At 71.8% G+C, this 25,364-nt stretch carries 22 protein-coding genes; 15 read left to right on the top strand and 7 right to left on the bottom strand.

The features are described from left to right. The first annotated feature begins 271 nt into the window (after positions 1–271). The 11 genes from uvrA to FLW16_RS08995 all read left to right on the top strand — a co-directional run bounded on the left by uvrA (position 272) and on the right by FLW16_RS08995 (position 13,355). Positions 272–3,112: an excinuclease ABC subunit UvrA gene (gene uvrA / locus FLW16_RS09045; protein ID WP_142559508.1), complete on the top strand. Its 2,841-nt coding sequence runs from the start codon at positions 272–274 to the stop codon at positions 3,110–3,112. Positions 3,113–3,277: 165 nt separating this feature from the next. Further along, positions 3,278–3,718, top strand: coding sequence for a Rieske (2Fe-2S) protein (locus FLW16_RS09040; protein WP_142559507.1), 441 nt, complete (start codon positions 3,278–3,280; stop codon positions 3,716–3,718). Between the two features lie 275 nt (positions 3,719–3,993). Beyond that, positions 3,994–6,015, top strand: coding sequence for an excinuclease ABC subunit UvrC (gene uvrC / locus FLW16_RS09035; protein WP_142559506.1), 2,022 nt, complete (start codon positions 3,994–3,996; stop codon positions 6,013–6,015). A gap of 260 nt (positions 6,016–6,275) precedes the next feature. Next, positions 6,276–7,145: an RNase adapter RapZ gene (gene rapZ, locus FLW16_RS09030; protein ID WP_142559505.1), complete on the top strand. Its 870-nt coding sequence runs from the start codon at positions 6,276–6,278 to the stop codon at positions 7,143–7,145. 222 nt (positions 7,146–7,367) lie between these two features. Further along, complete coding sequence (gene yvcK, locus FLW16_RS09025; protein WP_142559567.1) at positions 7,368–8,327, top strand: uridine diphosphate-N-acetylglucosamine-binding protein YvcK; 960 nt, start codon at positions 7,368–7,370, stop codon at positions 8,325–8,327. Between the two features lie 63 nt (positions 8,328–8,390). Next, positions 8,391–9,371: a DNA-binding protein WhiA gene (whiA, locus tag FLW16_RS09020; protein WP_139573156.1), complete on the top strand. Its 981-nt coding sequence runs from the start codon at positions 8,391–8,393 to the stop codon at positions 9,369–9,371. 234 nt (positions 9,372–9,605) lie between these two features. Beyond that, positions 9,606–10,610, top strand: coding sequence for a type I glyceraldehyde-3-phosphate dehydrogenase (gene gap / locus FLW16_RS09015; RefSeq protein WP_142559504.1), 1,005 nt, complete (start codon positions 9,606–9,608; stop codon positions 10,608–10,610). Further along, positions 10,610–11,797: a phosphoglycerate kinase gene (locus FLW16_RS09010; RefSeq protein ID WP_142559503.1), complete on the top strand. Its 1,188-nt coding sequence runs from the start codon at positions 10,610–10,612 to the stop codon at positions 11,795–11,797. The genes gap and FLW16_RS09010 overlap by 1 nt, the downstream gene beginning before the upstream one ends. Further along, the gene (gene tpiA, locus FLW16_RS09005; RefSeq protein ID WP_142559502.1) at positions 11,798–12,577 is read left to right on the top strand and encodes a triose-phosphate isomerase; all 780 of its coding nucleotides are present in this window, start codon (positions 11,798–11,800) and stop codon (positions 12,575–12,577) included. A 124-nt stretch (positions 12,578–12,701) separates the two neighbouring features. Further along, positions 12,702–12,932, top strand: a complete 231-nt coding sequence (secG, locus tag FLW16_RS09000) for a preprotein translocase subunit SecG (protein ID WP_142559501.1) — start codon at positions 12,702–12,704, stop codon at positions 12,930–12,932. Between the two features lie 75 nt (positions 12,933–13,007). Beyond that, on the top strand, positions 13,008–13,355 hold the full coding sequence (locus FLW16_RS08995; RefSeq protein WP_079319880.1) for an RNA polymerase-binding protein RbpA: 348 nt from the start codon (positions 13,008–13,010) through the stop codon (positions 13,353–13,355). A 45-nt stretch (positions 13,356–13,400) separates the two neighbouring features. Here FLW16_RS08995 and FLW16_RS08990 read toward each other — a convergent pair whose 3' ends face one another. Next, complete coding sequence (locus FLW16_RS08990; protein ID WP_142559500.1) at positions 13,401–14,288, bottom strand: LysR substrate-binding domain-containing protein; 888 nt, start codon at positions 14,286–14,288, stop codon at positions 13,401–13,403. Positions 14,289–14,404: 116 nt separating this feature from the next. Between FLW16_RS08990 and FLW16_RS08985 the strand changes: the two genes are divergently transcribed. Continuing rightward, positions 14,405–15,298, top strand: a complete 894-nt coding sequence (locus tag FLW16_RS08985) for an MBL fold metallo-hydrolase (RefSeq protein WP_142559499.1) — start codon at positions 14,405–14,407, stop codon at positions 15,296–15,298. A gap of 29 nt (positions 15,299–15,327) precedes the next feature. Here the strand turns inward: FLW16_RS08985 and FLW16_RS08980 are convergent, their stop codons facing one another. Beyond that, positions 15,328–15,969 carry a response regulator transcription factor gene (locus FLW16_RS08980; protein WP_142559498.1) on the bottom strand — a complete coding sequence of 214 codons (642 nt, stop codon included), beginning with the start codon at positions 15,967–15,969 and terminating at the stop codon, positions 15,328–15,330. Next, on the bottom strand, positions 15,966–17,879 hold the full coding sequence (locus FLW16_RS08975) for a histidine kinase (RefSeq protein ID WP_185949327.1): 1,914 nt from the start codon (positions 17,877–17,879) through the stop codon (positions 15,966–15,968). Before FLW16_RS08975 ends, FLW16_RS08980 begins: the two co-directional genes overlap by 4 nt. A 167-nt stretch (positions 17,880–18,046) precedes the next feature. Here FLW16_RS08975 and FLW16_RS08970 point away from each other — a divergent pair, with 167 nt between their 5' ends. Then, positions 18,047–18,649, top strand: a complete 603-nt coding sequence (locus FLW16_RS08970; RefSeq protein ID WP_142559496.1) for a hypothetical protein — start codon at positions 18,047–18,049, stop codon at positions 18,647–18,649. A 13-nt stretch (positions 18,650–18,662) separates the two neighbouring features. Here the strand turns inward: FLW16_RS08970 and FLW16_RS08965 are convergent, their stop codons facing one another. Both FLW16_RS08965 and FLW16_RS08960 read right to left on the bottom strand, forming a co-directional pair. Then, complete coding sequence (locus FLW16_RS08965) at positions 18,663–20,270, bottom strand: amidohydrolase (protein ID WP_142559495.1); 1,608 nt, start codon at positions 20,268–20,270, stop codon at positions 18,663–18,665. 11 nt (positions 20,271–20,281) lie between these two features. Then, entirely contained in the window at positions 20,282–21,679 is a 1,398-nt protein-coding gene (locus FLW16_RS08960; RefSeq protein WP_142559494.1) for an FAD-binding oxidoreductase, read from the bottom strand. 196 nt (positions 21,680–21,875) lie between these two features. Here FLW16_RS08960 and FLW16_RS08955 point away from each other — a divergent pair, with 196 nt between their 5' ends. Then, positions 21,876–22,952, top strand: coding sequence for a GNAT family N-acetyltransferase (locus FLW16_RS08955; protein ID WP_142559493.1), 1,077 nt, complete (start codon positions 21,876–21,878; stop codon positions 22,950–22,952). Positions 22,953–23,023: 71 nt separating this feature from the next. Here the strand turns inward: FLW16_RS08955 and FLW16_RS08950 are convergent, their stop codons facing one another. Next, a complete protein-coding gene (locus tag FLW16_RS08950) occupies positions 23,024–23,572 on the bottom strand; it encodes a YciI family protein (protein ID WP_142559492.1) in 549 nt (182 codons plus the stop codon). Here FLW16_RS08950 and FLW16_RS08945 point away from each other — a divergent pair. Continuing rightward, a complete protein-coding gene (locus FLW16_RS08945) occupies positions 23,571–24,512 on the top strand; it encodes a hypothetical protein (protein WP_142559491.1) in 942 nt (313 codons plus the stop codon). The genes FLW16_RS08950 and FLW16_RS08945 overlap by 2 nt on opposite strands. Positions 24,513–24,577: 65 nt before the next feature. On the opposite strand, the gene FLW16_RS08940 is transcribed toward FLW16_RS08945, so the two are convergent. Further along, positions 24,578–25,228 carry an SLATT domain-containing protein gene (locus tag FLW16_RS08940; protein WP_142559490.1) on the bottom strand — a complete coding sequence of 217 codons (651 nt, stop codon included), beginning with the start codon at positions 25,226–25,228 and terminating at the stop codon, positions 24,578–24,580. Between the last annotated feature and the right edge of the window lie 136 nt (positions 25,229–25,364).

Here is a 25,364-nt window from a genome sequence, read left to right as displayed (position 1 = left end):
GGAGAGAATCATGGACCCTGGAGTCCCCGGCCGCCGTCCCCGTAACCGCGAGGGAAGAGGAGGGCGCCCCCGGCGGTTGTATGAGCAGGGGTTTCGCGCGGTTGCCGGGCGCGGGTTTGACGAAGCTCATACCCTGGTTCACGGAGCGTGTCCCACGGAAGCACGCGGGGCCGCCCCCTTCGGCCGCCGGACGATGCCCCCCGAAATTGTCGGTGGCTCTGGATAGCCTGCCCGTGCACCTCCATTCACTCATCGACCTATCGGGACCACCGTGGCTGACCGCCTGATCGTGCGTGGCGCACGCGAACACAACCTGAAGGACGTCTCGCTCGACCTCCCGCGAGACGCTCTGATCGTCTTCACCGGGCTCTCGGGCTCCGGCAAGTCCAGCCTGGCCTTCGACACGATCTTCGCCGAGGGACAGCGGCGATACGTGGAGTCCCTGTCCGCGTACGCCCGGCAGTTCCTGGGTCAGATGGACAAGCCCGACGTGGACTTCATCGAGGGCCTTTCCCCGGCCGTCTCCATCGACCAGAAGTCCACCAGCCGCAACCCCCGTTCGACCGTCGGCACGATCACCGAGGTCTACGACTACCTGCGTCTGCTCTGGGCGCGCATCGGCAAGCCGCACTGCCCGCAGTGCGAACGCCCGATCGCCCGCCAGACACCGCAGCAGATCGTCGACCGTGTGCTCGAACTGGAGGAGGGCACCCGCTTCCAGGTCCTCGCCCCGATCATCCGCGGTCGCAAGGGCGAGTACGCCGAGCTGTTCCGCGAGCTGCAGACCAAGGGCTACGCCCGCGCCCGCGTGGACGGCACGATCGTGCGCCTGGAGGAGCCGCCCACCCTCAAGAAGTACGAGAAGCACGACATCGAGGTGATCGTCGACCGGCTGTCGGTGAAGGAGAGCGCGCGGCGCAGGCTCACCGACTCGGTGGAGACCGCGCTGCAGCTGTCCGGCGGCACGATCACGCTCGACTTCGTCGACCTTCCCGACGACGACCCCAACCGTGAGCGCTTCTACTCCGAGCACCTCTACTGCCCCTACGACGACCTGTCGTTCGAGGAGCTGGAGCCCCGGTCGTTCTCGTTCAACTCGCCCTTCGGCGCCTGCCCCGAGTGCACCGGCCTCGGCACCCGCATGGAGGTCGACCCCGACCTCCTCGTGCCCGACCCGGAGCGCACGCTGGGCGACGGTGCGGTCAGCCCGTGGGCGAACGGCCACACCAGCGACTACTTCGTGCGGCTGCTCGAGGCGCTGGGCAACGCGCTGGGCTTCGACCTCGACACCCCCTGGGAGCGGCTGCCGAAGAAGGCGCAGAAGGCGATCCTGCACGGCCACGACGAGCAGGTCCACATCCGCTACAGCAACCGGTACGGCAGGCAGCGGTCCTACTACACCGAGTTCGAGGGCGTGATCCCCTGGGTCCAGCGCCGGCACGCCGAGTCGGAGAGCGACGCCAGCAGGGAGCGGTTCGAGGGCTTCATGCGCGAGGTGCCCTGCCCGGCCTGCAAGGGCCGCCGCCTCAAGCCGGTCTCGCTGGCCGTGACCGTCGGGGACGCCTCGATCGCCGAGGTCTCGGGCATGTCGATCGCCGACTGCGCCAAGTTCCTGTCCGGCCTGCGGCTGTCCGAGCGGGACATGCACATCGCCGAGCGGGTGGTCAAGGAGATCAACGCCCGGCTGGGCTTCCTGCTCGACGTCGGCCTCGACTACCTCACGCTCGACCGCGCCGCCGGCACGCTGGCGGGCGGCGAGGCGCAGCGGATCCGGCTGGCCACGCAGATCGGCTCCGGCCTGGTCGGCGTTCTGTACGTGCTGGACGAGCCGTCCATCGGCCTGCACCAGCGGGACAACCAGCGCCTGCTGGAGACGCTGATCCGGCTGCGCGACATGGGCAACACGCTGATCGTGGTCGAGCACGACGAGGACACGATCGCCGCCGCCGACTGGGTGGTCGACATCGGCCCCGGCGCGGGCGAGCACGGCGGCCAGGTCGTCGTGTCCGGCACCGTGCAGGACCTGCTCGCCAGCGAGGAGTCGCTGACCGGCGCCTACCTGTCGGGCCGCAAGGCGATCACCGCGCCGGAGATCCGGCGTCCGCGGGACAAGAAGCGGCAGCTCGTCGTGAAGGGCGCCCGTGAGCACAACCTGAAGGGGGTGGACGTCGAGTTCCCGCTCGGCGTCTTCACCGCGGTCACCGGCGTCTCGGGGTCGGGCAAGTCGACGCTCGTCAACGACATCCTGTACGCCGCGCTGGCCAAGGAGCTGAACGGCGCGAAGACCGTGCCGGGACGGCACTCCCGGGTGGTCGGCACGGACCTGGTGGACAAGGTCGTCCACGTCGACCAGTCGCCGATCGGCCGTACGCCGAGGTCCAACCCGGCGACGTACACGGGTGTCTTCGACCACGTGCGCAAGCTGTTCGCGGCCACGACCGAGGCGAAGGTCCGCGGTTACCTGCAGGGCCGGTTCAGCTTCAACGTCAAGGGCGGGCGCTGCGAGGCATGCGCCGGCGACGGCACCATCAAGATCGAGATGAACTTCCTGCCGGACGTCTACGTCCCGTGTGAGGTCTGTCACGGCGCCCGGTACAACCGGGAGACGCTGGAGGTCCACTACAAGGGCAAGACGATCTCCGAGGTCCTCGACATGCCGATCGAGGAGGCGCTCGAGTTCTTCGAGGCGATTCCCGCCATCCGCCGTCACCTGCAGACCCTCAACGACGTCGGTCTCGGTTACGTACGGCTGGGCCAGCCCGCGACCACGCTGTCCGGCGGCGAGGCGCAGCGGGTGAAGCTCGCCTCCGAGCTGCAGCGGCGCTCGACCGGCCGCACCGTGTACGTGCTGGACGAGCCCACCACCGGCCTGCACTTCGAGGACATCAGGCGTCTTCTCGGCGTGCTCAACCGGCTCGTGGACGCCGGCAACACGGTGATCGTGATCGAGCACAACCTCGACGTCATCAAGACCGCCGACTGGATCGTCGACATGGGGCCCGAGGGCGGGTCCGGAGGTGGCAGGGTCATCGCCGCCGGCACGCCCGAGGAGGTCGCCCGGGTCGAGGAGAGCCACACCGGCGCGTTCCTGCGCAAGATCTTGGGCGTATGAGTATTCGTCTCATGATTTCTCCCTACTGTTCTCCTTCCGACCGCGTCACTCTGAACCGGCCACGGGGTGATGGCCGTACCTGAGGACACACAGGGTGACGCGTCGCACAGGGGAAGGACCCGGGGCCGTGGACGTCCCGGGCCGCCGCATCAGGGAAGGATGAGCATGACGGATACGACACGCCGGGCCGTGATCTTCGGCGCCGGAGGCGCCGGGCTGGCGGTGGCGCTGAGCGCGTGCGGCGCCTCCGACGGGGAGATGACGGCGTCGGCGGACCAGGGCGGGTCCCAGGACGGCCAGTCCCAGGCGGCACAGGGCGGAGGCGAGCTCGCGAAGACCTCCGACATCCCCGAGGGCGGCGGCAAGGTCTTCAAGGACCAGGACGTCGTCGTCACGCAGCCGGCGGCCGGCGAGTTCAAGGCGTTCAGCGCGAAGTGCACCCACCAGGGCTGCCCAGTCGCGAGCGTCTCGAACAACGAGATCGTCTGTCCGTGCCACGGCAGCAAGTTCAGCGCCAAGGACGGCTCCGTGACCAACGGCCCGGCGACCAAGCCGCTCGCCGAGAAGAAGATCACGGTGAGCGGCGACAGCATCACGCTCGCCTGACGGGGGGCTACCGGGTCCGGTGTCCGGGCAGCTCGGTGTCTGGTGGCCGCGGGCGGGCGAGCACTCCCTCGCCTGAGGGCGCAAGGAGACACCGCCGCCCGTCATCGTGTGGAAGTCGGCGCGATGGCGGGCGGCGCCCGCGGGCGGCTCCGGCTTCCGGGTCTTCGCCGGACTCGGCAGGCGCCACATCTTTGATCTACAGCGTAAAGGCCGGTTCGTGGTCCACCGCCCGTGAGGGCGACGGGAATGTCGGCGGGGGCCAGTAGTCTTTGGGTGTGGCGGATCCGGCAACTTATCGACCGGCGCCCGGATCGATTCCCGAGTCGCCAGGCGTCTATCGCTTCCGCGACCCGGGCGGCCGGGTGATCTACGTGGGCAAGGCGAAGAGCCTGCGGCAGCGGCTCAACTCGTACTTCGCGGACTTCGCCGGCCTGCACCCGCGGACGCAGACCATGCTGACGACCGCGGCGTCCGTGGACTGGACGGTGGTCGGCACCGAGGTCGAGGCGCTCCAGCTCGAATACTCCTGGATCAAGGAGTTCGACCCCCGGTTCAACGTCAAGTACCGCGACGACAAGTCGTACCCGTACCTGGCCGTGACGATGGGGGAGGACTTCCCCCGCGTGCAGGTGATGCGCGGGGCCAAACGGAAGGGCACCCGCTACTTCGGCCCCTACTCGCACGCCTGGGCCATCAGGGAGACCGTCGACCTGCTGCTGCGCGTCTTCCCCGTGCGGACGTGCTCGGCGGGGGTCTTCAAGCGGGCGGGCCAGATCGGGCGGCCCTGCCTGCTGGGATACATCGACAAGTGCTCCGCGCCGTGCGTCGGCCGGGTCACCCCCGAGGAGCATCGCGCCCTCGCCGAGGACTTCTGCGACTTCATGGCCGGCAACACCGGCCGCTTCATCAAGCGGCTGGAGCGCGAGATGCGCGAGGCGGCGGCCGTGGAGGAGTACGAGCGGGCCGCGCGGCTGCGCGACGACATCCAGGCGTTGCAACGGGCCCTCGAGAAGCAGACGGTCGTGCTCGGCGACGACACCGACTGCGACGTGATCGCCCTCGCCGAGGATCCCCTCGAGGCGGCGGTCCAGGTCTTCTACGTGCGCGGCGGCAGGATCCGCGGGCAGCGCGGCTGGGTGGTCGACAAGGTCGAGGAGGCCGGCCCCGGCGAGCTGGTGGAGCAGTTCCTGCTCCAGATGTACGGCGAGGCGACGATCCCCCGCGAGATCCTCGTGCCGGCGCGGCCGCCGGACGAGGCCGCGCTGATCGAGTTGCTGAGCGAGCAGCGGGGCTCCCGCGTCGACCTGCGCGTTCCCCAGCGCGGCGACAAGAAGAGCCTCATGGAGACCGTGGAGCGCAACGCCAAGGAGTCGCTCGCCCAGCACAAGCTGCGCCGCGCGAGCGACCTGACCACGCGCAGCCGGGCCCTGCAGGAGATCGCGGACGCCCTCGACCTCGACCAGGCGCCGCTGCGGATCGAGTGCTACGACGTGTCGCACATCCAGGGCGAGAACGTCGTGGCCTCGATGGTGGTCTTCGAGGACGGCCTGGCCCGCAAGAGCGAGTACCGCCGCTTCTCCATCAGGACCGCGGAAGGCGACGTCGCCTCGATATACGAGGTCATCTGCCGGCGGTTCAAGCGCTACCTGGAGGAGCGGGCGGCGACGGGCGAGCTGGACGCGGAGAAGGAGGACGCGGCAGGGCACAACGGGGCAGGGCGCGACGAGACAGGGCACGACGGGGCGGCGCACGACGCGGACGGGTACGACGCGGCCGAGCGCGGCGGCGCGGGGACGCCGATCGACCCGGAGACCGGCCGTCCCCGCAAGTTCGCCTACCCGCCCAACCTCGTGGTGGTGGACGGCGGCCCGGCGCAGGCGGCGGCGGCCCAGCGGGCGCTCGACGAGCTCGGGATCGACGACATCGCGGTGTGCGGGCTGGCCAAGCGGCTGGAGGAGGTCTGGCTGCCCGGCGACGACCAGCCGGTGATCCTGCCGCGCAGCAGCGAGGGCCTCTACCTGTTACAGCGCGTCCGCGACGAAGCACACAGGTTCGCCATCACCTACCATCGGACGAAGAGGTCGAAATCGCTCAAGGAGAGCGCGCTCGACCACGTGCCGGGCCTGGGCCCGGCACGCCGTCAGGCCCTGCTGCGGCACTTCGGCTCGGTGAAGCGGCTGCGGGAGGCGAGCGCGGAGGAGATCCGCGAGGTCCCCGGCATCGGCCGCGCGACCGCCGAGGCCATCGTCGCGGCGCTGCGCGGTGAGAGCCCGTCCCCGGCGGGGCAGGGGTCGTGAGGTGCTCGCGCGAGCACCTCGGCATGTGCCGTCCCGGCCAGAGCAGCAGGCAGGGGCGGCAGGGAGGGCGCCGTCGGAGTCGCCCGGCGTGGCGGTGGCGCGATCAGGTGAAGAGGTGTCATGCTCCGGCACCAGAGGGTCCCTCCTGTGGGGAGCGGCCCCGTCCCCGGCGGGCGGGTCGGCCGTCCCGCGTGGGCGCGGACGGTGGACGGGGCTGACTTTGGGCGAGCTGACATGGGCGGCAAGGCGGTGAGCGGGCGATGAGCACGACTGAGCCGGCATTCGTGGTGATCACCGGAATGTCGGGGGCGGGGCGCAGCACCGCCGCGAAGGCTCTGGAGGACCTCGGCTGGTTCGTGATCGACAATCTGCCGCCGGGGCTGCTGTCCTCGCTCGCCGAGGAGGCGGGCCGGGTGAAAATGGCGACCGACCGCGTCGCGGCCGTGGTAGACGTGCGCAGCCTCGCCTTCACCACCGACCTGAACGCGGCGATCGAGGAACTCGACGGGCGCGGCGTCGGCGTCCGAGTGGTGTTCCTTGAGGCGAGCGACGAGGAACTGGTCCGCAGGTTCGAGAACGTCCGGCGTCCCCACCCCCTCCAGGGTGACGGGCGGCTCGTCGACGGCATCGACCGCGAGCGCGGCATCCTGCGCGAGGTCCGCGCCAACGCCGACCTCGTCATCGACACGTCCCTGCTGAACGTCCACGAGCTCCGCAAGAAGATCGTGTCGTTCTTCGGCGGCGAGGACCGCCCGGGGCTGAAGGTGAACGTGGTGTCCTTCGGCTACAAGTACGGCCTGCCGGTCGACGCCGACCTCGTCGTGGACTGCCGGTTCCTGCCCAACCCCCACTGGGTGCCGGAACTGCGGCCCATGAACGGGCTCGACGCCCCCGTGCGCGACTACGTGCTCAGCCAGCCCGGGGCCAAGGAGTTCCTCGACGGCTACGAGGAGGTCTTCGGCGTCGTGGCCGCCGGATACACGCGGGAGGGCAAGGGCTACGCCACCCTCGCCGTGGGCTGCACCGGAGGCAAGCACCGCAGCGTCGCGATGGCCGAGCAGCTCGGCGCCCGCCTGCGCGAGCGCGGCATGGACGTCCAGGTCAGCCACCGGGACACGGGCCGGGAGTGACGGCCCCCGCCCGGTCCGCCGGCGGGTCCGCGGGCGGAACCTCGTACGGCGAGCCCCGGCAGGCGCCGGGGCCGGGCCGATCGGCACGACATGAGCGCCACGGCTCCGCAGAGCGGTGCTCGTGGCGAGGCGAGGAGGACGATGAAGGACCCCGCCCCGGAAGAACCCGCGGACCCCTCCGTCCCCGATCATCCCCGGAAGTCCCCCACCCCCGGCAGACCGATGCTTTCCCCGAACTCCGCCACCGCCGCGAGCGGTCCCAAGGTCGTCGCGCTCGGCGGCGGTCACGGTCTGTACGCCTCCCTGTCGGCCCTCAGGACCGTCACGGACGACCTCACGGCCGTGGTGACGGTCGCCGACGACGGCGGCTCCAGTGGGCGTCTCAGGCGCGAGCTGGGGGTTCTGCCGCCCGGTGACCTGCGGATGGCGCTCGCGGCCCTGTGCGGCGACGACGAGTGGGGCCAGACCTGGAGCGAAGTCGTCCAGCACCGTTTCAGAAGCGAGGGCGAACTGCACGGCCACGCCGTCGGCAACCTCCTCATCGTCGCGCTCTGGGAGCTGCTGGGGGACCCCGTCGTGGGCCTGGAGTGGGTGGGCCGGCTGCTCGGCGCGCACGGCCGGGTGCTGCCCATGGCCTCCGTGCCGCTCGACATCCAGGCGGAGGTCGAGCTGGACGGGACGGTCACGACGGTGCGCGGGCAGGTCGCCTGCGCGCTGACGCCCGGGCGGGTGCGCTCCATCTCGCTGGTGCCGTCCGACCCGCCCGCCTGCCCCCAGGCGGTCGAGGCGATCGAGGCCGCCGACTGGGTGGTGTTCGGGCCGGGCTCCTGGTTCACCAGCGTGCTGCCGCACCTGAAGGTGCCCGGACTCGCCCGGGCGCTGCACGAGACGAGCGCCAGGCGGCTGGTGATCCTCAACCTCGCACCGCAGGCGGGGGAGACCGACGGCTTCTCGCCGGAACGCCACCTGGAGGTGCTCAGGGAGCACGCCCCCGCACTGGTCGTCGACGCGGTGATCGCCGACGGCGGTGTGGTCGCCGACCCGAGGGCGCTGGAGAAGGCGGCCTGGTCGATGGGCGGCCGGGTCGTTTTGGCCGATGTGGCCGCCTCTGACGGATCTGCACGGCACGACGGACCACGTCTTGCCACTGTCCTGGATGAGATTTTCCGTGAGAAGCGGTGATTGCGTGCTCGCCAGGTGCGAGAGACTGACGGGCAGAGTCTGTCTGGGGGAGGACACGAGCTGATGGCCATGACGGGTGTGGTGAAAGACGAGCTGAGCCGCCTTCCGGTGCTCAAGCCCTGCTGCCGCAAGGCGGAGGTCTCGACGCTGCTGCGGTTCGCCAGCGGGCTGCACCTGGTGGGCGGGCGCATCGTGATCGAGGCCGAGCTCGACACCAACGCCACCGCCCGCAGGCTGATCAAGGACATCGGCGAGGTCTTCGGCCACAAGGCCGAGGTGCTGGTCCTGGCCCCCGCGGGGCTGCGCAAGGGCTCGCGCTACGTCGTGCGCGTCTACAAGGACGGCGAGGCGCTGGCCCGGCAGACCGGCCTGATCGACAACCACGGGCGTCCCGTGCGCGGGCTGCCCAGGCAGGTCGTCTCCGGGGCCACCTGCGACGCCGAGGCGGCCTGGCGGGGCGCGTTCCTCGCGCACGGCTCGCTGACCGAGCCCGGCCGGTCGATGTCGCTGGAGGTGACCTGCCCCGGGCCGGAGGCGGCGCTGGCCCTGGTCGGCTCGGCCCGGCGGCTCAAGATCCACGCCAAGGCCCGCGAGGTGCGCGGCGTCGACCGCGTGGTCGTGCGCGACGGCGACGCGATCAGCGCGCTGCTGACCCGGCTCGGCGCCCACGACAGCGTGCTGGCCTGGGAGGAGCGGCGGATGCGCCGCGAGGTGCGGGCCACCGCCAACCGCCTGGCCAACTTCGACGACGCCAACCTGCGCAGGTCGGCCAGGGCGGCCGTCGCCGCGGGCGCGAGGGTGCAGCGGGCGCTGGAGATCCTCGGTGACGACGCCCCCGAGCACCTGGTGATCGCCGGTCGGCTGCGGGTCGAGCACAAGCAGGCGTCCCTGGAGGAGCTCGGCCAGATCGCCGACCCGCCGCTGACCAAGGACGCCATCGCCGGGCGCATCCGGCGGCTGCTCGCGATGGCCGACAAGCGCGCCCAGGATCTCGGCATCGCCAACACCGAGGCCAACCTCACCGCGGACATGCTCGTGCAGTAGCGACGCCTCCCCGGTTCCGTCCCGGCCCCGCCGGTGGAACGGGGCGGTGGAAGGGGTGCGGCAGGGTCGCCGTCGTGCGGGAAGGGCCCGCTCACCGGCTCGTACGGGCTGACACGCCGTCAAAGCGTGGCCCGGTGGTCTACACCAATTTGGGTCCGATAAGGTCTGTCATTGAGGTTTAACACAGCCCTGGCGCCGGTACACCGGCGCACGACGTACGAGGAGATCGGATCCGTGAGCATCCGCGTAGGCGTCAACGGCTTCGGCCGTATCGGCCGCAACTTCTGGCGCGCTGTGGCGGCCAGCGGCAAGGACATCGAGGTCGTCGCCGTCAACGACCTCACCGACAACGCCACGCTGGCCCACCTGCTGAAGTACGACAGCATCCTGGGCCGCCTGCCGTACGAGGTCAAGGCCTCGGCGGACGAGATCACCGTTGACGGCAAGGCGATCAAGGCGTTCGCCGAGCGCGACCCCGCCAAGCTGCCCTGGGGCGACCTCGGCGTGGACGTCGTCGTCGAGTCGACCGGTCTGTTCACCGACGCCACCAAGGCCAAGGTGCACGCCGACAACGGCGCGAAGAAGGTCATCATCTCCGCTCCGGCGAAGAACGAAGACGTGACGATCGTCATGGGCGTGAACCACGAGAAGTACGACCCGGCCGCTCACACGATCATCTCCAACGCCTCCTGCACCACCAACTGCCTGGCCCCGATGGCCAAGGTCATCAACGACACCTTCGGTATCGAGAAGGGCCTGATGACCACCATCCACGCCTACACGCAGGACCAGAACCTGCAGGACGGCCCGCACAAGGACCTGCGCCGCGCCCGCGCCGCCGCGCTGAACATCGTCCCGACCTCCACCGGCGCCGCCAAGGCCATCGGCCTGGTCCTGCCGGAGCTGAAGGGCAAGCTCGACGGCTACGCGCTGCGCGTGCCGATCCCGACGGGCTCGGCCACCGACCTCACGGTCGAGGTCGGCCGCGAGACCACCGTCGAGGAGGTCAACGCCGCGCTGAAGGCCGCCGCCGAGGGCGCGCTCAAGGGCTACCTCAGCTACACCGAGGACGAGATCGTCTCCAGCGACATCGTCACCGACCCGTCGTCCTGCATCTTCGACGCCGGCCTCACCAAGGTCATCGGCAACCAGGTGAAGGTCGTCGGCTGGTACGACAACGAGTGGGGCTACTCCAACCGCCTCGTGGACCTCATCGAGTACGTGGGCGCCTCCCTCTGATGATCGGAATCGACGAGCTCGACGTGAAGGGCCGGCGCGTGTTCGTGCGCGCCGACCTCAACGTCCCCCTCGACGGGGAGACGATCACCGACGACGGTCGCATCCGGGCGTCGGTGCCGACGATCAAGAAGCTGATCGAGCGCGGCGCGAAGGTCGTCGTCGCCGCCCACCTCGGCCGTCCCAAGGGCTCCGTCACGCCGAAGTACTCGCTCGCCCCGGTCTCCCGGCGGCTGGCCGAGCTGCTCGGCGAGGACGTGGCGTTCGCCACCGACGTGGTCGGCGAGTCCGCGCAGAGCGTGGTGGCGGGCCTGCAGGACGGGCAGGTCGCCCTCCTGGAGAACCTGCGCTTCGAGCCGGGCGAGGAGTCCAAGGACGACGCGGTCAGGGGCGAGTTCGCCGGCAAGCTGGCCGCCCTCGCCGAGCTCTACGTCGGCGACGGCTTCGGCGCGGTGCACCGCAAGCACGCCAGCGTCTACGACCTGCCCAAGCGGCTGCCGCACGCGGCGGGCGATCTGGTCCTCGCCGAGGTCGAGGTGCTGCGCAAGCTCACCGAGGACCCGGCCAGGCCGTACGTCGTCGTGCTGGGCGGCGCGAAGGTCTCCGACAAGCTCGGCGTGATCGCGAACCTGCTGTCCAAGGTGGACCGCCTACTCATCGGCGGCGGCATGGCCTACACGTTCCTGAAGGCCCAGGGCCACGAGGTGGGCAAGTCGCTGCTGCAGGAAGACCAGATCGACCAGGTCAAGGGCTTCCTCGACGAGGCGGCCTCCCGTGGGGTCGAGCTGGTGCTGCCGGTGGACGTGCTGGCCGCCACGGAGTTCGGCGCCGACGCGCCGCACGACGTCGTGGACGCCACCGCGATCCCGGCCGACCGCGAGGGCCTCGACATCGGCCCCCGCACCCGGGAGCTGTTCGCCTCGAAGCTGGCCGACGCCCAGACCGTGTTCTGGAACGGCCCGATGGGCGTGTTCGAGTTCGACGCGTTCTCCGGCGGCACCCGCGCGGTGGCCGAGGCGCTGGTGAACTCCAAGGCGTTCACCGTGGTCGGCGGCGGCGACTCCGCGGCGGCCGTGCGCAGGCTCGGCCTGCCCGAGGACGGCTTCTCGCACATTTCCACCGGTGGCGGCGCGAGCCTCGAGTATCTCGAAGGCAAGACGCTGCCCGGACTCGCGGCGCTGGAGGAGTAGATGGCTCGCAAGCCGCTGTTCGCCGGCAACTGGAAGATGAACCTCAACCACCTCGAGGCCATCAACCTGGTGCAGAAGCTGGCGTTCACGTTGACCGACCGCGACTACGACAAGGCCGACGTCGCGGTCATCCCGCCGTTCACCGACCTGCGCAGCGTGCAGACGCTCGTGGACGCCGACAAGCTCCGCATCGCCTACGGCGCCCAGGACCTGTCGGCGCACGACTCCGGGGCCTACACCGGGGAGATCTCCGGGGCCATGCTGAGCAAGCTCGGCTGCACGTACGTGCTGGTGGGGCACTCGGAGCGGCGGCAGTACCACTGCGAGGACGAGGCGCTGTGCAACGCCAAGGTCAAGGCCGCCTACCGGCACTCGCTGACGCCCATCCTGTGCGTGGGCGAGGGGCTGCCGGTGCGCCAGGAGGGCCGCCACGTCGAGCACACGCTGGCGCAGCTCGACGGCGCCCTGGAGGGCGTGCCCGCCGAGCAGGCGAAGTCCATCGTGATCGCGTACGAGCCGGTCTGGGCGATCGGCACCGGTGAAGTCGCCACGCCGAAGGACGCCCAGGAGGTGTGCGGCGCCATCAGGACGCGACTCGCCGAGCTTTACGGTGCCGATGTGGCCTCTGTTGTCCGTATCCTTTACGGTGGCTCGGTGAAGTCGGACAACGTCGCCGGCATCATGGCGGAGGCCGACATCGACGGCGCCCTCGTGGGAGGGGCCAGCCTCGACGCGGGAGAATTCGCCAAGATCTGCCGATTCGGCGAGACCGCCGGCTAGCTGAGCCGTTTGGGGGGTGCGACTTGACATCAGGACGTACCCTCGAAGAACACAATTGAATCGTCACGCCGATGGCATCGTGCACAACGCGTCGTGCACGCCCGGACATAGGAACAGGTCTACGGTGACAATCGGAATCTCCATCGCCCTCATCCTGTCGAGCGCTCTGATGGTGCTGCTCGTCCTGCTCCACAAGGGCAAGGGCGGCGGCCTGTCCGACCTGTTCGGAGGCGGGTTCACGTCCTCCTTCGGCGGTTCGTCGGTGGTGGAGCGTAACCTGGACCGTCTCACCATCATCACCGGCATCGTCTGGTTCGTCTGCATCATCGCGCTGGGCCTGCTGCTCAAGCCGTAGCGGACGGCCTCCGGCCACGCGTGACAGAGATTCACCTCCCCCCGTCCGCGGGGCGATCGAGCAAGGAGTTCATCGGTGGGTAGTGGCAACGCGATCCGTGGCAGCCGAGTCGGCGCCGGCCCCATGGGAGAGGCCGAACGCGGCGAGGCCGCCCCCCGTGTGCGGGTCTCGTTCTGGTGCGCGAACATGCACGAGACGCGCCCGAGCTTCGCCAGCGACGCGGCCGTTCCCGAGTTCTGGGACTGCCCGCGGTGCGGACTGCCGGCCGGGCAGGACCAGTCGAACCCGCCTGCTCCGCCGAAGAACGAGCCGTACAAGACGCACCTCGCGTACGTGAAGGAGCGCCGTAGCGACAAGGACGGCGCGCAGATCCTCGCCGAGGCGCTGGAGCGGCTGCGCTCCTCCTCCCGCCCGATCTACTGATCCGGACGACCGTACAGGCCCTTCCCGCTCAGGCGGGGAGGGCCTTCACGTATGCGCCGGCTCCCGGCTCGGGGAGCGGTACACGGCCGCGGCGATGTGGGTGAACGAGCGGATCAGCGGGTTCGCGTCGGCGCTGTTCCAGGCCAGGACGAGGCGGCTGGGCGGCATGTCGGCCAGCGGCACCGACGTGAGCCCCTCGGGCAGCGTGTGGGCCGTCGGCGCCAGCCCGACCGTGCCGTTCCACAGTACGGCCTGCAGGCACTCGTGGACGGTGCGCACCACCGGGCCGTCCCTGAGCCCGCCGCCGGGCGTGACGGCGTTCCAGTAGGCGCGCCAGACGGGATCGGTGCCGTCGGGCAGCCGGAACCACGGGCGGTCGGCGAGATCGCCCAGCCGCAGGGTCTCGCGGCGGGCGAGCGGATCGTCGGTCCGCAGGACCACCCCCATGGGGTCGGAGCGCAGCAGGCGGGTGGTGATCCCGGTGTCGTCGAACGGCTCCCTGGTGAGGGCGACGTCGACGAGGCCGGCCCGAAGGCCCGTGGTCGGGTCGGCGAAGTCGGCTTCACGGACGCGGACCTGGACTCCCGGGTGACGCCGGCGGAAGGCCGCGGCGAGCCGGGCCCCGGCCTGCTCGGCGCTGTCCGCGAGAGTGCCGATGGTCAGGGTGGCGGTGCCGGCCGTGGCGGCGACCCGGGCGCGCACCCGCTCGGCCTGCTCCAGCAGCGCGCGTGCCTCGTCGTAGAGCGCGGCGCCTGCGGCGGTCAGCGTGACGCCGGTGGGCGACCGGCGCAGCAGGAGTGCGCCGAGATCGGCCTCCAGTTGCCGTACGGCGCGGCTCAGCGGCGGCTGGGTCATGTGCAGGCGCGCGGCCGCCCGCCCGAAGTGGCGCTCCTCGGCGACCGCAACGAAATAGCGCAGCGAGCGTAGGTCCATCACCGGCGACGATACCGGCACGGTATTCGGCGTGCGCAACCGGTGTTGGACGCGCCGGAGCATCCTGTCATGGACTGGAGCGGCCCTGTTGTCAGGCTCTCCAAGGATTGGATCCGATGTCCGAATACATGCTGCCCGAGCCCGTCGTGCGGATCGAGGAGGTGCGGGAGCTCGCCCGCGACCTGGTCGTGATCCCCAATCGCCGGGTGCAGTTGGTGCCCAACATCGGCGTCATCGGCGGCACGCACTCCGTGCTGGTCGTCGAGACCGGAATGGGCCCGCGAAACGCCGAGACCGTGCTCACGTTCGCGGCCGAGTACGCGGCGGGCCGCAGGCTCTACCTGACCACGACGCACTTCCACCCCGAGCACGCGTTCGGGGCGCAGGTGTTCGCCGGGGAGGCGACGTTCCTGGTCAACCGGGCGCAGGCCGAGGACCTGGCCGCGAAGGGCGCCGCCTACCTCGACATGTTCAGGGGACTCGGCGAAACGGTCGCCCGGCAGCTGGAGGGCGTCGAGATCGCCACCCCGGACGTCGTCTACGACGACGCGTACGACCTCGACCTGGGCGGCCGGGTGGTGCGGCTGCGGGCCGCCGGCCGGGCGCACAGCAGGGGCGACCAGGTGATCACGGTCCCCGACGCCGGGGTGATGTTCACCGGCGATCTCGTGGAGGCCGGGCAGTTCGCCATCTTCCCGTGGTTCCCGCCGCACGACACCGACGTGTCCGGCACCCGCTGGATCACCGTGATGCGGCGCCTGGCCGACGCGTCGCCGCGCGTGGTGGTGCCCGGCCACGGCGACGTCGGCGGCCCGCAGTTGCTCGCCGACGTCCGCGACTACCTCGAACTGCTGCGCGACGAGACCTGGGCGCGCCGGGACTCGGCCGTGAGCGAGCAGACGATCGTCGAGGAGGTCGGGGCGCTCATGATCGAGCGGCACCCGGAGTGGGCCGGCCGGGAATGGATCGAGAAGGGCGTCGGCTGCCTGTGCGCCGAGCATCCCGCGTGACGCACGCGGCGGCGCCTGCGGGGAGCGCGTCAAAGTCCGCATTCGTAGGCCAGCACCACCGCCTGGATCCGGTCGCGGGCCCCGAGCTTGGCCATGATCCGGGAGACGTGTGTCTTCACGGTGGCCTCCCCGACGAACAGTTCGGCGGCGATCTCGGTGTTCGACAGGCCCCGGGCCACGAGCCTCCAGACCTCGACCTCTCGGGGTGTCAGCCTGTCGGCGCCCGGAGGCAGGGCGGCCTGCGCCGGAGGACGCCGCGTGTACGCCTCGATCAACCGGCGGGTGACGGACGGAGCCAGCAGGGTGTCCCCCCGGACCACCGTGCGCACGCCCGCCACGAGTTGCTCGTCCGGAAGGTCCTTGACGAGGAAGCCGCTCGCTCCCGCGCGCAGTGCCTCGTAGACGTACTCGTCCAGGTCGAACGTGGTCAGCATGATCACGTGGACGTCGGGCGCGGTGGCGAGGATCTGGCGTGCGGCGGCGAGCCCGTCGAGCCGCGGCATGCGGATGTCCATCAGCACGACGTCGGGCCGCAGCTCGCGGGCGAGCGCGACGGCCTCGTGACCGTCCCGCGCCTGGCCGGCGACGTCGATGTCGGGTTCGGCCGACAGAATGGTGCGCAGCCCGGTCAGCACCAAGGGCTGATCGTCGGCGAGCAGGACGCGGATCACGCTGCTTCCTCCAGGGGGAACACGGCACGGACGCCGAAGCCGCCGCCGGGCCGGGGGCCGGCCGCGAACGTGCCGCCGCAGGCGGCGCTCCGCTCGGCCATGCCGCTGAGGCCGTGCCCGCCGGAGGTGGACAGCGCCGGCCGGTCGGCGGGCGGGGTGTTGCTCACGTCGATCGCCAGGGTCTGCTTCGTGCGTGTGATCCTGACGCGCACGAACGCGCCGGGAGCGTGCCGGGCCGCGTTGGTCAGCGCTTCCTGGACGATCCGGTAGGCGGCCGCGTCCACCGCAGGCGGAAGCGGCGCCCCCGTGCCTGTGTCCGGGTCCACTTCCAGGGCCACCCGCAGGCCGCAGGCGCGCGCTCGGTCCGCGAGCGTGGGCAGGCCGGCGAGCCCGATCGCGGCGGGGACGTCGGCGAGCGAGAGTGAGAGCAGGAGCGGGCGCAACTCGCCGAGCGCCTCCGCGAGCGTGCGGCGCAACACGGCCACGTGCTCGCCGGCCAGACCGGGCCGGCTTTCCCAGACCCGCCGCGCGGCGGCCGCCTGCAGGACGATGACGGTCATCATGTGCCCCGCGGCGTCGTGCAGGTCCCTGGCGAGGCGGGCGCGCTGTTCGTCCAGCGCGGCGGCCGCCCTTCTCCGGTTCTCCTCGGCGGCGGCGATGGCGGCCCGCGCCCGCGCGGCCAGCGCCTCGGCGCCGCCGCGCAGCACCCGGCCCGCCGCCCAGCACCCCACGATCACCGCGACGGCCCCGGCCGCCTCCGGCGCCGTGATCACCGCGGCGGGATTGGCCAGGCCGAGGGCCGCGCAGCCGAGCAGGCAGAGCGCGAGTCCGGCCAGCGCCCGGCGGATCGGGCAGGCCACACCGAGTATGAACGGCGACACGACGAGGACCCCGCAGGGCACGAGACCGTCGAAGGGATCAGGGCTCGCGGTCGCCGCGGTGTACGCCGGCGTGACGGCCAGGCAGATCACGGCGCAGGTCAAGGGATGCCGCCCGGCCCACGCCAGTGGAGCAGCGAGGCGCGCCGGCACCGCGTCCCGCCATCCCGAGGCGGCCAGGGTCCACCTGCCGGCGGGGCGCAGCCCGCTCCAGTTCGTGTCGGGCAGATTCGCGGCGGCGAGCGCCTCCCGCACCTGCGTCCGCAGCTCCGCGACCTCGCGGATCGGCCGCCTGTCGTCGGGGCTCGGCGCCCGCAGCTCCCCGACCAGGATGCGCATCCGGGTCAGCAGGTCCCGGGCGATCCGTTCCAGAGCGGTGACGTCCGCAAGCCCGGCGACCGCCGCGTGCCGCCTGGTCTCGTCCAGGCCGCCGAGCAGAACCTCCAGGGCGGCGAAGACCCGCCGCCGTTCGCGTGCGAGCTCCTCCGCGATCCGCTCGTGCCGCGCTGCCCGCAGCCGTTCCGCCCCCGCGTCCAGCCGCCGTGCGAGCCGGTCGCGCGCGCCCACGACGCCGCCGACGACCGCCGGAGCCAGCACCAGCGACGCCACCAGGAACAGGTCGGCGGAGGCGCGCGAATACCCCTGCGACGGCCCCAGATACTGCGCGGTCGCCACCCCGGCCGTGGCCGTCGCCAGGCCCGCGACGAGCGGCCAGGTCGACGCGTACGCGCCGAGCGAGTACGCGGCGACCATGATGGCGAGAAACGCCGGAGCCGTGCTGGCCTGCGGGGAGGCGACGACCTCCGTCACGGTGACCACGATCACGACGGCGACCGCCGTCGCCGGGCGGCGGCGCCGGTGAGCAAGGACCAGCAGCCCGCCCGCGGCGACCACCGCGCCCACCCGGCCGCTGAGGGTCGCCGGCCCGTCCAGGGCGGCCGCCGCGGCCATGACCAGCGCGAGCGCGGCCGCGAGCAGCAGATCGCCGCTGACGGCCGTACCCCAGCGGGATGACGGGAAGAGCCGGTCCATCGCCCGAAGATTAGGCCCCCGTCCGCGCCGTGTCGTCCCACCACGGGGGGACTCCCGGCTCACACGGCGGGCGGACGGGATTTCCCCGTGCGGCCGGACGACCGGTGGCCACCCGGTTTCTAGTGTCATCGCCGACCGTCGAATCACCACATCGAGGGAGGACACCGATGACGACATCGGCCACCCAGGCCCACACCGGACCCGCTCGCCTGCCGTACCGGCTGGCCCAGGCCGGCCTCATGACGGGCGCGGCGTCGGCCGCCGCGCTCGCCCTGCTCGACCTGTTCACCTCCGTGCCGCAGCACGACCGGCTGATCGACCTCGCCGACTACGCCTTCACCGCGGACGGGTTCCCGCTCGTCCTGGGCATGCTGGCGTCGGTCGCGGCGATCCACTCGCTGCACGGCGGCCGGGACGGCCGGCTCGGCTCGGTGGCGCTCGTCCTCACGACCGTCGGCATGCTCGGCTTCCTGCCCCCGCTCGTGGTGTCGCTCGTCAGCGGCGACGCGGAGTCGCTGGGCCCGGTCTACCTCCTGTCCATGCTCGCCTCGCTGATCGGGCTGGTGCTCTTCGCCGTCGGCCTGCTCCGCGCCGGGGTGCTGCCCTGGTGGGCCGGTCCGTCGATGGCCGTCGGCTGGGTGGTGGGCGGCCCCGTCGGGGAGGACGGCCCGCTCGGCTTCCGCGGCTCGGCGCTGCTGCTCGCCGCGGCCTGCCTCGCCGTGGCGTTCGCCGTGTCGCGGCGCCGCCCCGCCCTGACCGGGGACCGCTGAGGCGCCGAGCAGGTCAGCCGCCGTGCACCGGCTCGCCGTCGAGGAACGTCATGACGACCTCGGTCGTCCAGATGTCCTTCGGGTCGAGGACGAAGGGGTCACGGTCGAGCACGACGAGGTCGGCCGGGCGGCCCTCCTCGATCACCCCGGCGGGGGAGCGGTTGATCCAGGCCGAGCCCTCGGTGTAGGCCGTCATGATGGTCCGCAGGTCGAGGCTCTGCTCCGGCAGGAACGGGGTCTGGGCCGTGGGGTACGTCGCGTGGACGGAACCGCCCGGCTCGGTGCGGTTGACCGCCACGTGCATGGCCTCCAGGGGCTTGGGCGAGGAGACCGGCCAGTCCGAGCCCCCGGCGAAGCGGGTGCCGTGCCGTACGAGGTCGGCGAAGGGGTATTGCCAGGAGGCGCGCTCCTCGCCCAGGTAGGGGATGCACAGCTCGTCCATCTGCAGGTGGTGGGTGGCCCACAGCGCCTGCAGGTTGGCCGTCACACCGAGCTCGGCGAAGCGCGGCACGTCCTGCGGCGTGATGATCTGCACGTGCGCGATGTGGTGCCGGTTGGCGGGGTCGGTGCCGGTCAGCGCGTCGAGCGCCTCACGCACGGCCCGCTCGCCGATGGCGTGGAAGTGCACCTGGAAGCCCAGGGCGTCGAGCTCCTTGACGTACCCGCCGAGCAGCGCGGGGTCGATGTACGACAGGCCGGTGCCGCCGCAGCGGCAGTAGGGCTCGATGACGGCGGCGGTGAAGTTCTCCGGGATGCCGTCCTGCATGATCTTGACCGAGGTCGCCCGGAACCGGTCCAGGCCCTCGGCCATCGCGCGCCGTTCGACCAGGCTCGGGATCTGCTCCGCGCCCTGCGTGCGGTCCCACCACAGGGCGCCGACCACGCGCGCCTTCAGCCGCCCGGAGGAGGCCGCGGAGATGTAGGCGGGCAGCTGGTCGTCCGACCCGGCGTACGACCCGACGATGGCGTCCTGCCAGCCGGTGATGCCCAGCGAGAACAGGTGGGCCTGCGCGTCCATCAGGGCGGCGTCGACGTCGGCCGGGGTCGGGCGCGGGGTGAGCAGGCCGACGAGGTCCATGGCGCCCTCGTGCAGCACGCCGCTCGGCGTGCCGTCCGGGTCGCGCTCGATGCGGCCGTCCGCCGGGTCGGGGGTGTCCTTCGTGATGCCGGCGAGCTCCAGAGCACGCGTGTTGACCCAGGCGGCGTGGTGGTCGCGCTGCACGAAGTACGCCGGGCGGTCGAGGAAGTCGAGCTGGGACCGGTGGGGGAGACCGCCGGGGAAGGCCGACATGTCCCAGCCGCCGCCGTCGATCCACGTCTTGTCCGGATTGCTGACGGCATAGCCGCCGATCTCCGCTGTGTAGGCGTCGAGCCCGTACACCTCGGACAGGTCGCACCTGGCCCGCTCCAGGCCGGCCTGCACCGGGTGGATGTGGGCGTCGGTGAACCCCGGCGTCAGCAGGCCGCCGCCGAGGTCCACCGGCTCGGCGTCCGGCGCCAGCCGTACGAGGTCGGACTCGGCGCCGACGGCGGCGATGACGCCGTCGCGGACGAGGACCGCCTCGGCGAACCCGCCGGGGACGAAGACGCGGCCGCCGCGGAACAGGAGGGAGGAGCTCACAAATCAGCCTTTCAGTGCCCGGTGATCTTGTCGGCGATCCTGGCCAGTACGGACGTCCTGGTCATGCCCCTGTTCTCGCGGGCGTCGGCCAGGCGGTAGAGACGGTACATCGAGTGGACGCCGAGCCAGCGCAGCGGCTCGGGCTCCCAGGCGCGCACCCGCCGGTCCACCCACGGCATCCGGGTCAGGTCGGTGTCGCGGCGCAGCACCAGGTCGCACAGCGTGCGCCCGGCCAGGTTGGTGGTGGTCACGCCGTGGCCCGTGTAGCCGCCCGCCCAGCCGAGGCCGGTCGCGGGGTCGACGTGGACGGCCGAGCACCAGTCGCGCGGCACGCCGAGCACGCCCGACCAGGCGTGCTCCACCCGCGACCCGGCGACGGCGGGGAAGAACGCGACCAGCAGGTCCCACAGGGCGTCCACGGTCCAGTCGTGCGTGTGTCCCCGCTCGTCGATCCTCGACCCGTACAGGTAGGGCCTGCCGCGCCCGCCGAAGGCGATGCGGTCGTCGGCCGTCCGCTGGGCGTACATGTAGTAGTGCGCCATGTCGCCGAGCAGTTCGCGGCCCTGCCAGCCGATCTCCGCCCAGACCCGCTCGGGCAGCGGTTCGGTGACGATCATGGAGCTGTTCATGGGGAGCCAGTCGCGGTGGTGACCGGTGATGGTGGCGGTGAACCCCTCGGTGCAGCGCAGCACGTGGTCCGCCCGCACGGTCCCGTACGGCGTGACCGCCCGGCCCGGCGCGATCTCGGTCACCGGGGTCCGCTCGTAGATCTCGACGCCCAGGTCACGTACGGCCCGCGCCAGGCCGCGGACGAGCTTGGCCGGCTGGATCCTGGCGCAGTGCGGGCTCCAGGTGGCCCCGGTGGCGCCCGCGACGCGCAGCCGGTCGTTCATCTCGTCGGTGGTCAGCAGCCGGACGTCGTCGGCGTCCCAGCCCCAGGCGCGCTGGCCCGTCAGCTCCTCGCGCAGCCGCAGGTCCTGCGCCGGGCCTCGGGCGACGGTGAGGAGGCCGCCCTTGACGATGTCCGCGTCGATGCCCTCCTCGCGGGCGACGCGGATGACCTCGTCGATGGCCTCGAACATCGCGCGCTGCAGCCGCTGGGCCCCGTCCCGCCCGTGGGTCTTGGCGTACCGCTCGGGTGATCCGGCCAGTGCGCCGGTCAGCCAGCCTCCGTTGCGTCCCGACGCGCCGAACCCGGCGAACTCCTTCTCCAGCACGACGACCCGCAGCGACGGGTCGGCCTTCTTCAGGTAGTAGGCGGTCCACAGTCCGGTGTAGCCCGCGCCGACCACGGCCACGTCGGCCTGCAGGTCGCCGCCGAGCGGCTCTCCGGGCGGGGGCACCCCCAGCGACCGGTACCAGAAGGACACCTCACCGTTGACGAAAGCGGAGGACAGGGGAGCGGTCATGGTGCACATCCTGCTATATCCGTGCTCATCTCGCTATTCGGCGACGGATGTCGTGGAGATCCGTGGAGACGCATGCGGATAACCGTAGTCGTAACGTCCTCAATCGAAAGGAAACGACCGGCTCACCGCCGTGTAGCAAACGTGTAACAGCGCTCCGGCACCCTGAAGACCAGCGCAACGGAGGGAGCGGGTAGCGATGGGATTCTTCCGGATCCGTACGACCGTGGACGAGCGGCCCGGGCGGCTGGCGTCGCTGGCGACCGCCCTGGCCGACAAGGGCGGCAACATCCTGGGCCTGTCGGTGCAGCCCGACACGGACGGCACGGTCGACGAGTTCGTCACGGACATCCCCGCCTCCCCCGAGGCCGTACGCGAGGCGCTGGAGGCCGCGGGCGGGCGGCGGGTGCGGATCGTGCCCGCGACCGCGCACGAACTGACCGACGAGCCGACGCGCACGCTGCTGCTCGCCGCCCGGCTGCGCTCGGCTCCCTGGCGCCTGCCGGAGATCCTGGGCGAGCTGCTGCGCGCCGACGACGCCCGCTGGGTGTACGGCGCGACCGCCGTACGCTCGCGCAACGAGGACCGCGAGCAGGACGAGGGGGAGGCTCCGGAGCTGCCCGACCCGACCCTGCTGGTGGTGCCCGTGGCGCCGCGGCGGTCGATCCGGCTGCGCCGCTCCGGGCTCCCGTTCACCCTGACCGAGGCGGCCCGCGCCGCCGCGATGGTGAGGCTGGCGCAGCCGCCGGCGGAACCGTCCGCGGCCGAGGGGCCGGTGCGGCTCGCCGACGGCGCGGAGGTGCAGGTCAAGCCGCTGACCTCGCTCTACCGCGAGGCGCTGCGCGACCTGCACGAGCGCTGCTCGCCCGAGACACGCAGGTTCCGCTACTTCACCGCCAACCCCACCCTGCCGCCGCGCACGTTCGACCGGCTGTGCGACCGGGCCCGCGGCCAGTCGCTCGTCGCGGGGCACGACGGCCAGGTCGTCGCGCTCGCGTCGCTGATGTTCACCCCGGACCCCGGCATCGCGGAGATCGCCTTCCTCGTGGAGGACCGCTGGCAGGGCCGGGGGCTCGGCGGCCGGCTGGCCCGCATGCTCCTCGCCCAGGCCAGGGATCTCGGCTTCGCCGAGGTGCGGGCGACCCTCCTGTACGACAACACGCGCATGCGCAGGCTGTTGAACTCCCTCGGCGCGACGCTCACCCACACCGAGGATCCCGGTGTGATGGAGGCGCGGATCGCCGTGGGCGTGATGGCGACGGCATCCCCGAGCTGACGTCCTCACGGGTGATCCTCCTGGTCCGGTGTAGCTCAGGGCATCGGACCAGGACGGGTCGCCGCGGTTCGTTATCGCCGCCCGCCGAACTCCCAGTCGTGCACCTCGATGCCGGCGTACCGGTCCGGGGTCAGAACGGCGCGTGCCGCGTCCGGGTCCGGCGCCCGGACCAGCACCGCCGTACCCAGCCAGGTGGCGCCGTCGTCCGACAGCAGCGGCCCGTACGCGATCAGCTCGTCCCGGCCGGGCGGTGGGACGAGGTCGGCGGCCTCGCCGGAGCCCAGGCCCAGCACCAGATATCGGTTGCCGCCGTCCCTGCCGCCCGGAAAGTCCCACATGGTGCGCCCCAGCACGTTGCGCCATCGCCGTACCATCACGTCCCGATACACACCGGCCTGATAGTTGGGCTCGTCGAAGGCGAACGCACGCGCCGTGGCGAGATCCGGCAAGTCGACGATGTGCACACTGCCGGTGGCGATGTCGGTGACGCGGTCGAAGGTCGGGCCACGGGCGATCATCTCCGCGTCGAACCGGTCCATGTAGGACCAGTGCGCTTCCAGCAGCTCGTCGCGCAGTCGCTCCGAGCCGGGCCGGTCGCGGTGATAACAGAAGAACTCCATGGGGGGAGTACCTACCACGGTGGAACGCCGGGGGGAACTCGGGTACACGTGGTCTGTGGACTTCGACGAGGCGGCCGACCGGCTCTACGGCATGGTGCCCGAGGAGTTCACCTCGGCCCGCGACGCGCTGGCCAAGGAGGCGAAGGCGGCCGGTGACGCCGCGCTGGCCAAGCGGATCAAGGCGCTGCGCAAGCCCACGGTCGTGGCCTGGGCCGTCAACCGGACGGCCCGGGCGCGGGGCCGGGAGCTCGGCCGGCTGCTCGACCTCGGCCGGCGGCTGCGGGACGCGTGGCGAAGCCAGGACGCCGACGCCCTGGCCGACGCGGGCCGCGAACGGACCCCGCTCATCGCCCGTCTCGTCCGGTCCGTACGCGAGGAGGCGGAGGCGGCCGGGCATCCGCTGGGCTCCACGGCCGACCTGGAGATCGAGCAGACCCTCGACGCCGCCGTGGTGGACGAGGACGCGGCCGAGCAGGTGCGCCTGGGCCGGCTGACCCGCCCCCTGAGCTACAGCGGCTTCACTCCCGCCCCGGTCGTACGGCCCGCACCCGGACCGGCGGCGCGGGAGCGGCCCGTGCCCAAGGCCGAACGCGACAAAGCGGAGCGGGAACGGCACAAAGCGGAGCGAGAACGCCGCATCAGGGAGCTGGAGAACGCCCTCGCCGAGGCCGAGCAGGCCGCGCGGGAGGCGGAGCGCGGCCGCGCCGACTGGGAGGCCGAGCGGGCCGAGGCCGTACGCGAGCACGAGCGGCGCGCGGCCAGGGTCGAGACGCTCACGGCCAAGCTGGCCAAGGCCAAGGACAAGCTGAACGCGGCCGAACACCGGCTGGAGGTCGCCCGCCGCGAGGAGACGAACGCCGGACGCGCCGCCCGTTCGGCCCGTGGACGCGCAGAGGAGGCCCGTGCCGCCCTCGACGAGGCCCGCGCCTCCGGCGGATGAGCCGATCCTGCCGGACAGCGGCCTCGGTGCGGGGTTTGGCGGTTCTCGGGACCGGTGGGCGTTCTTCAGCGGTTGCCGGCCTGGTTGGTGAGCTGGGCCACCGCGCTCTGGAACTCGCTGACCCACTCCGAGGTCTCCTCCTGAGTGATCGAGGAGATGTCGGACAGGAAGGCCCGCAGCAGCGCGAGATAGTCGTGCACCGGGACCGGTTCGGCCCCCAGGGAGGCTCTGGCGTTCAGTTCTGCCCAGTCGAACTGGAAGTCCACCAGCCGCTGTTGAATCTTCTGTGCGGTCATTATGTCGCGCATCCATCGCGACGACAGGCCGAGGATGCGGTCGAGGGCGACGGAGACGCCCGCGGCGGCCAGCAGGACGTAGCCCCACGCCAGGTTGCCCCCACCGAGCTGTTCGCCAGTCGTCCCGCCCGCGGCTGCCGCCAGAGGTTGCAGACCGCCGGCTGCCGCCAGCAGGATGGCCAGGCCGCGCAGCACCTGTGAGGCGAACCGCATGCGTACCCGGTCATCGAGGTACCAGTCAGCCGCCTCCATGGCACGGGCCTGGGCGTTCTCGTACATCCTGCGCAGCGAGTCGCCGGGCTCGCGCCACTGGTCGGGCGTCAGCAGCGGGAACGGGTGGACGCGCAGATCGCGCTGCCTGCGCCCACGCAGCCAGCCCCCCTGGCGCTCCGGTCTTGACGGAGCCGGCTGCTCCGGCATGCCCGTTCCCACGAGATTCCGCGACTCGGCAGACGCCGACCGCGGCGCCGGCGGCGCCGGCGGCGCCGGTCGTGAAGGCTCGGAGCGGCCGGTTTCCGGCCGGTCCTGGTCCGGGCTGATTGTTTCGTCCGACACG

It is taken from the genome of Microbispora sp. KK1-11 (assembly GCF_006874435.1).
Classification (GTDB): domain Bacteria; phylum Actinomycetota; class Actinomycetes; order Streptosporangiales; family Streptosporangiaceae; genus Microbispora; species Microbispora catharanthi.
Note: the sequence above shows the minus strand (reverse complement) of the source record. Positions and strands in the feature narration are given on the sequence as shown.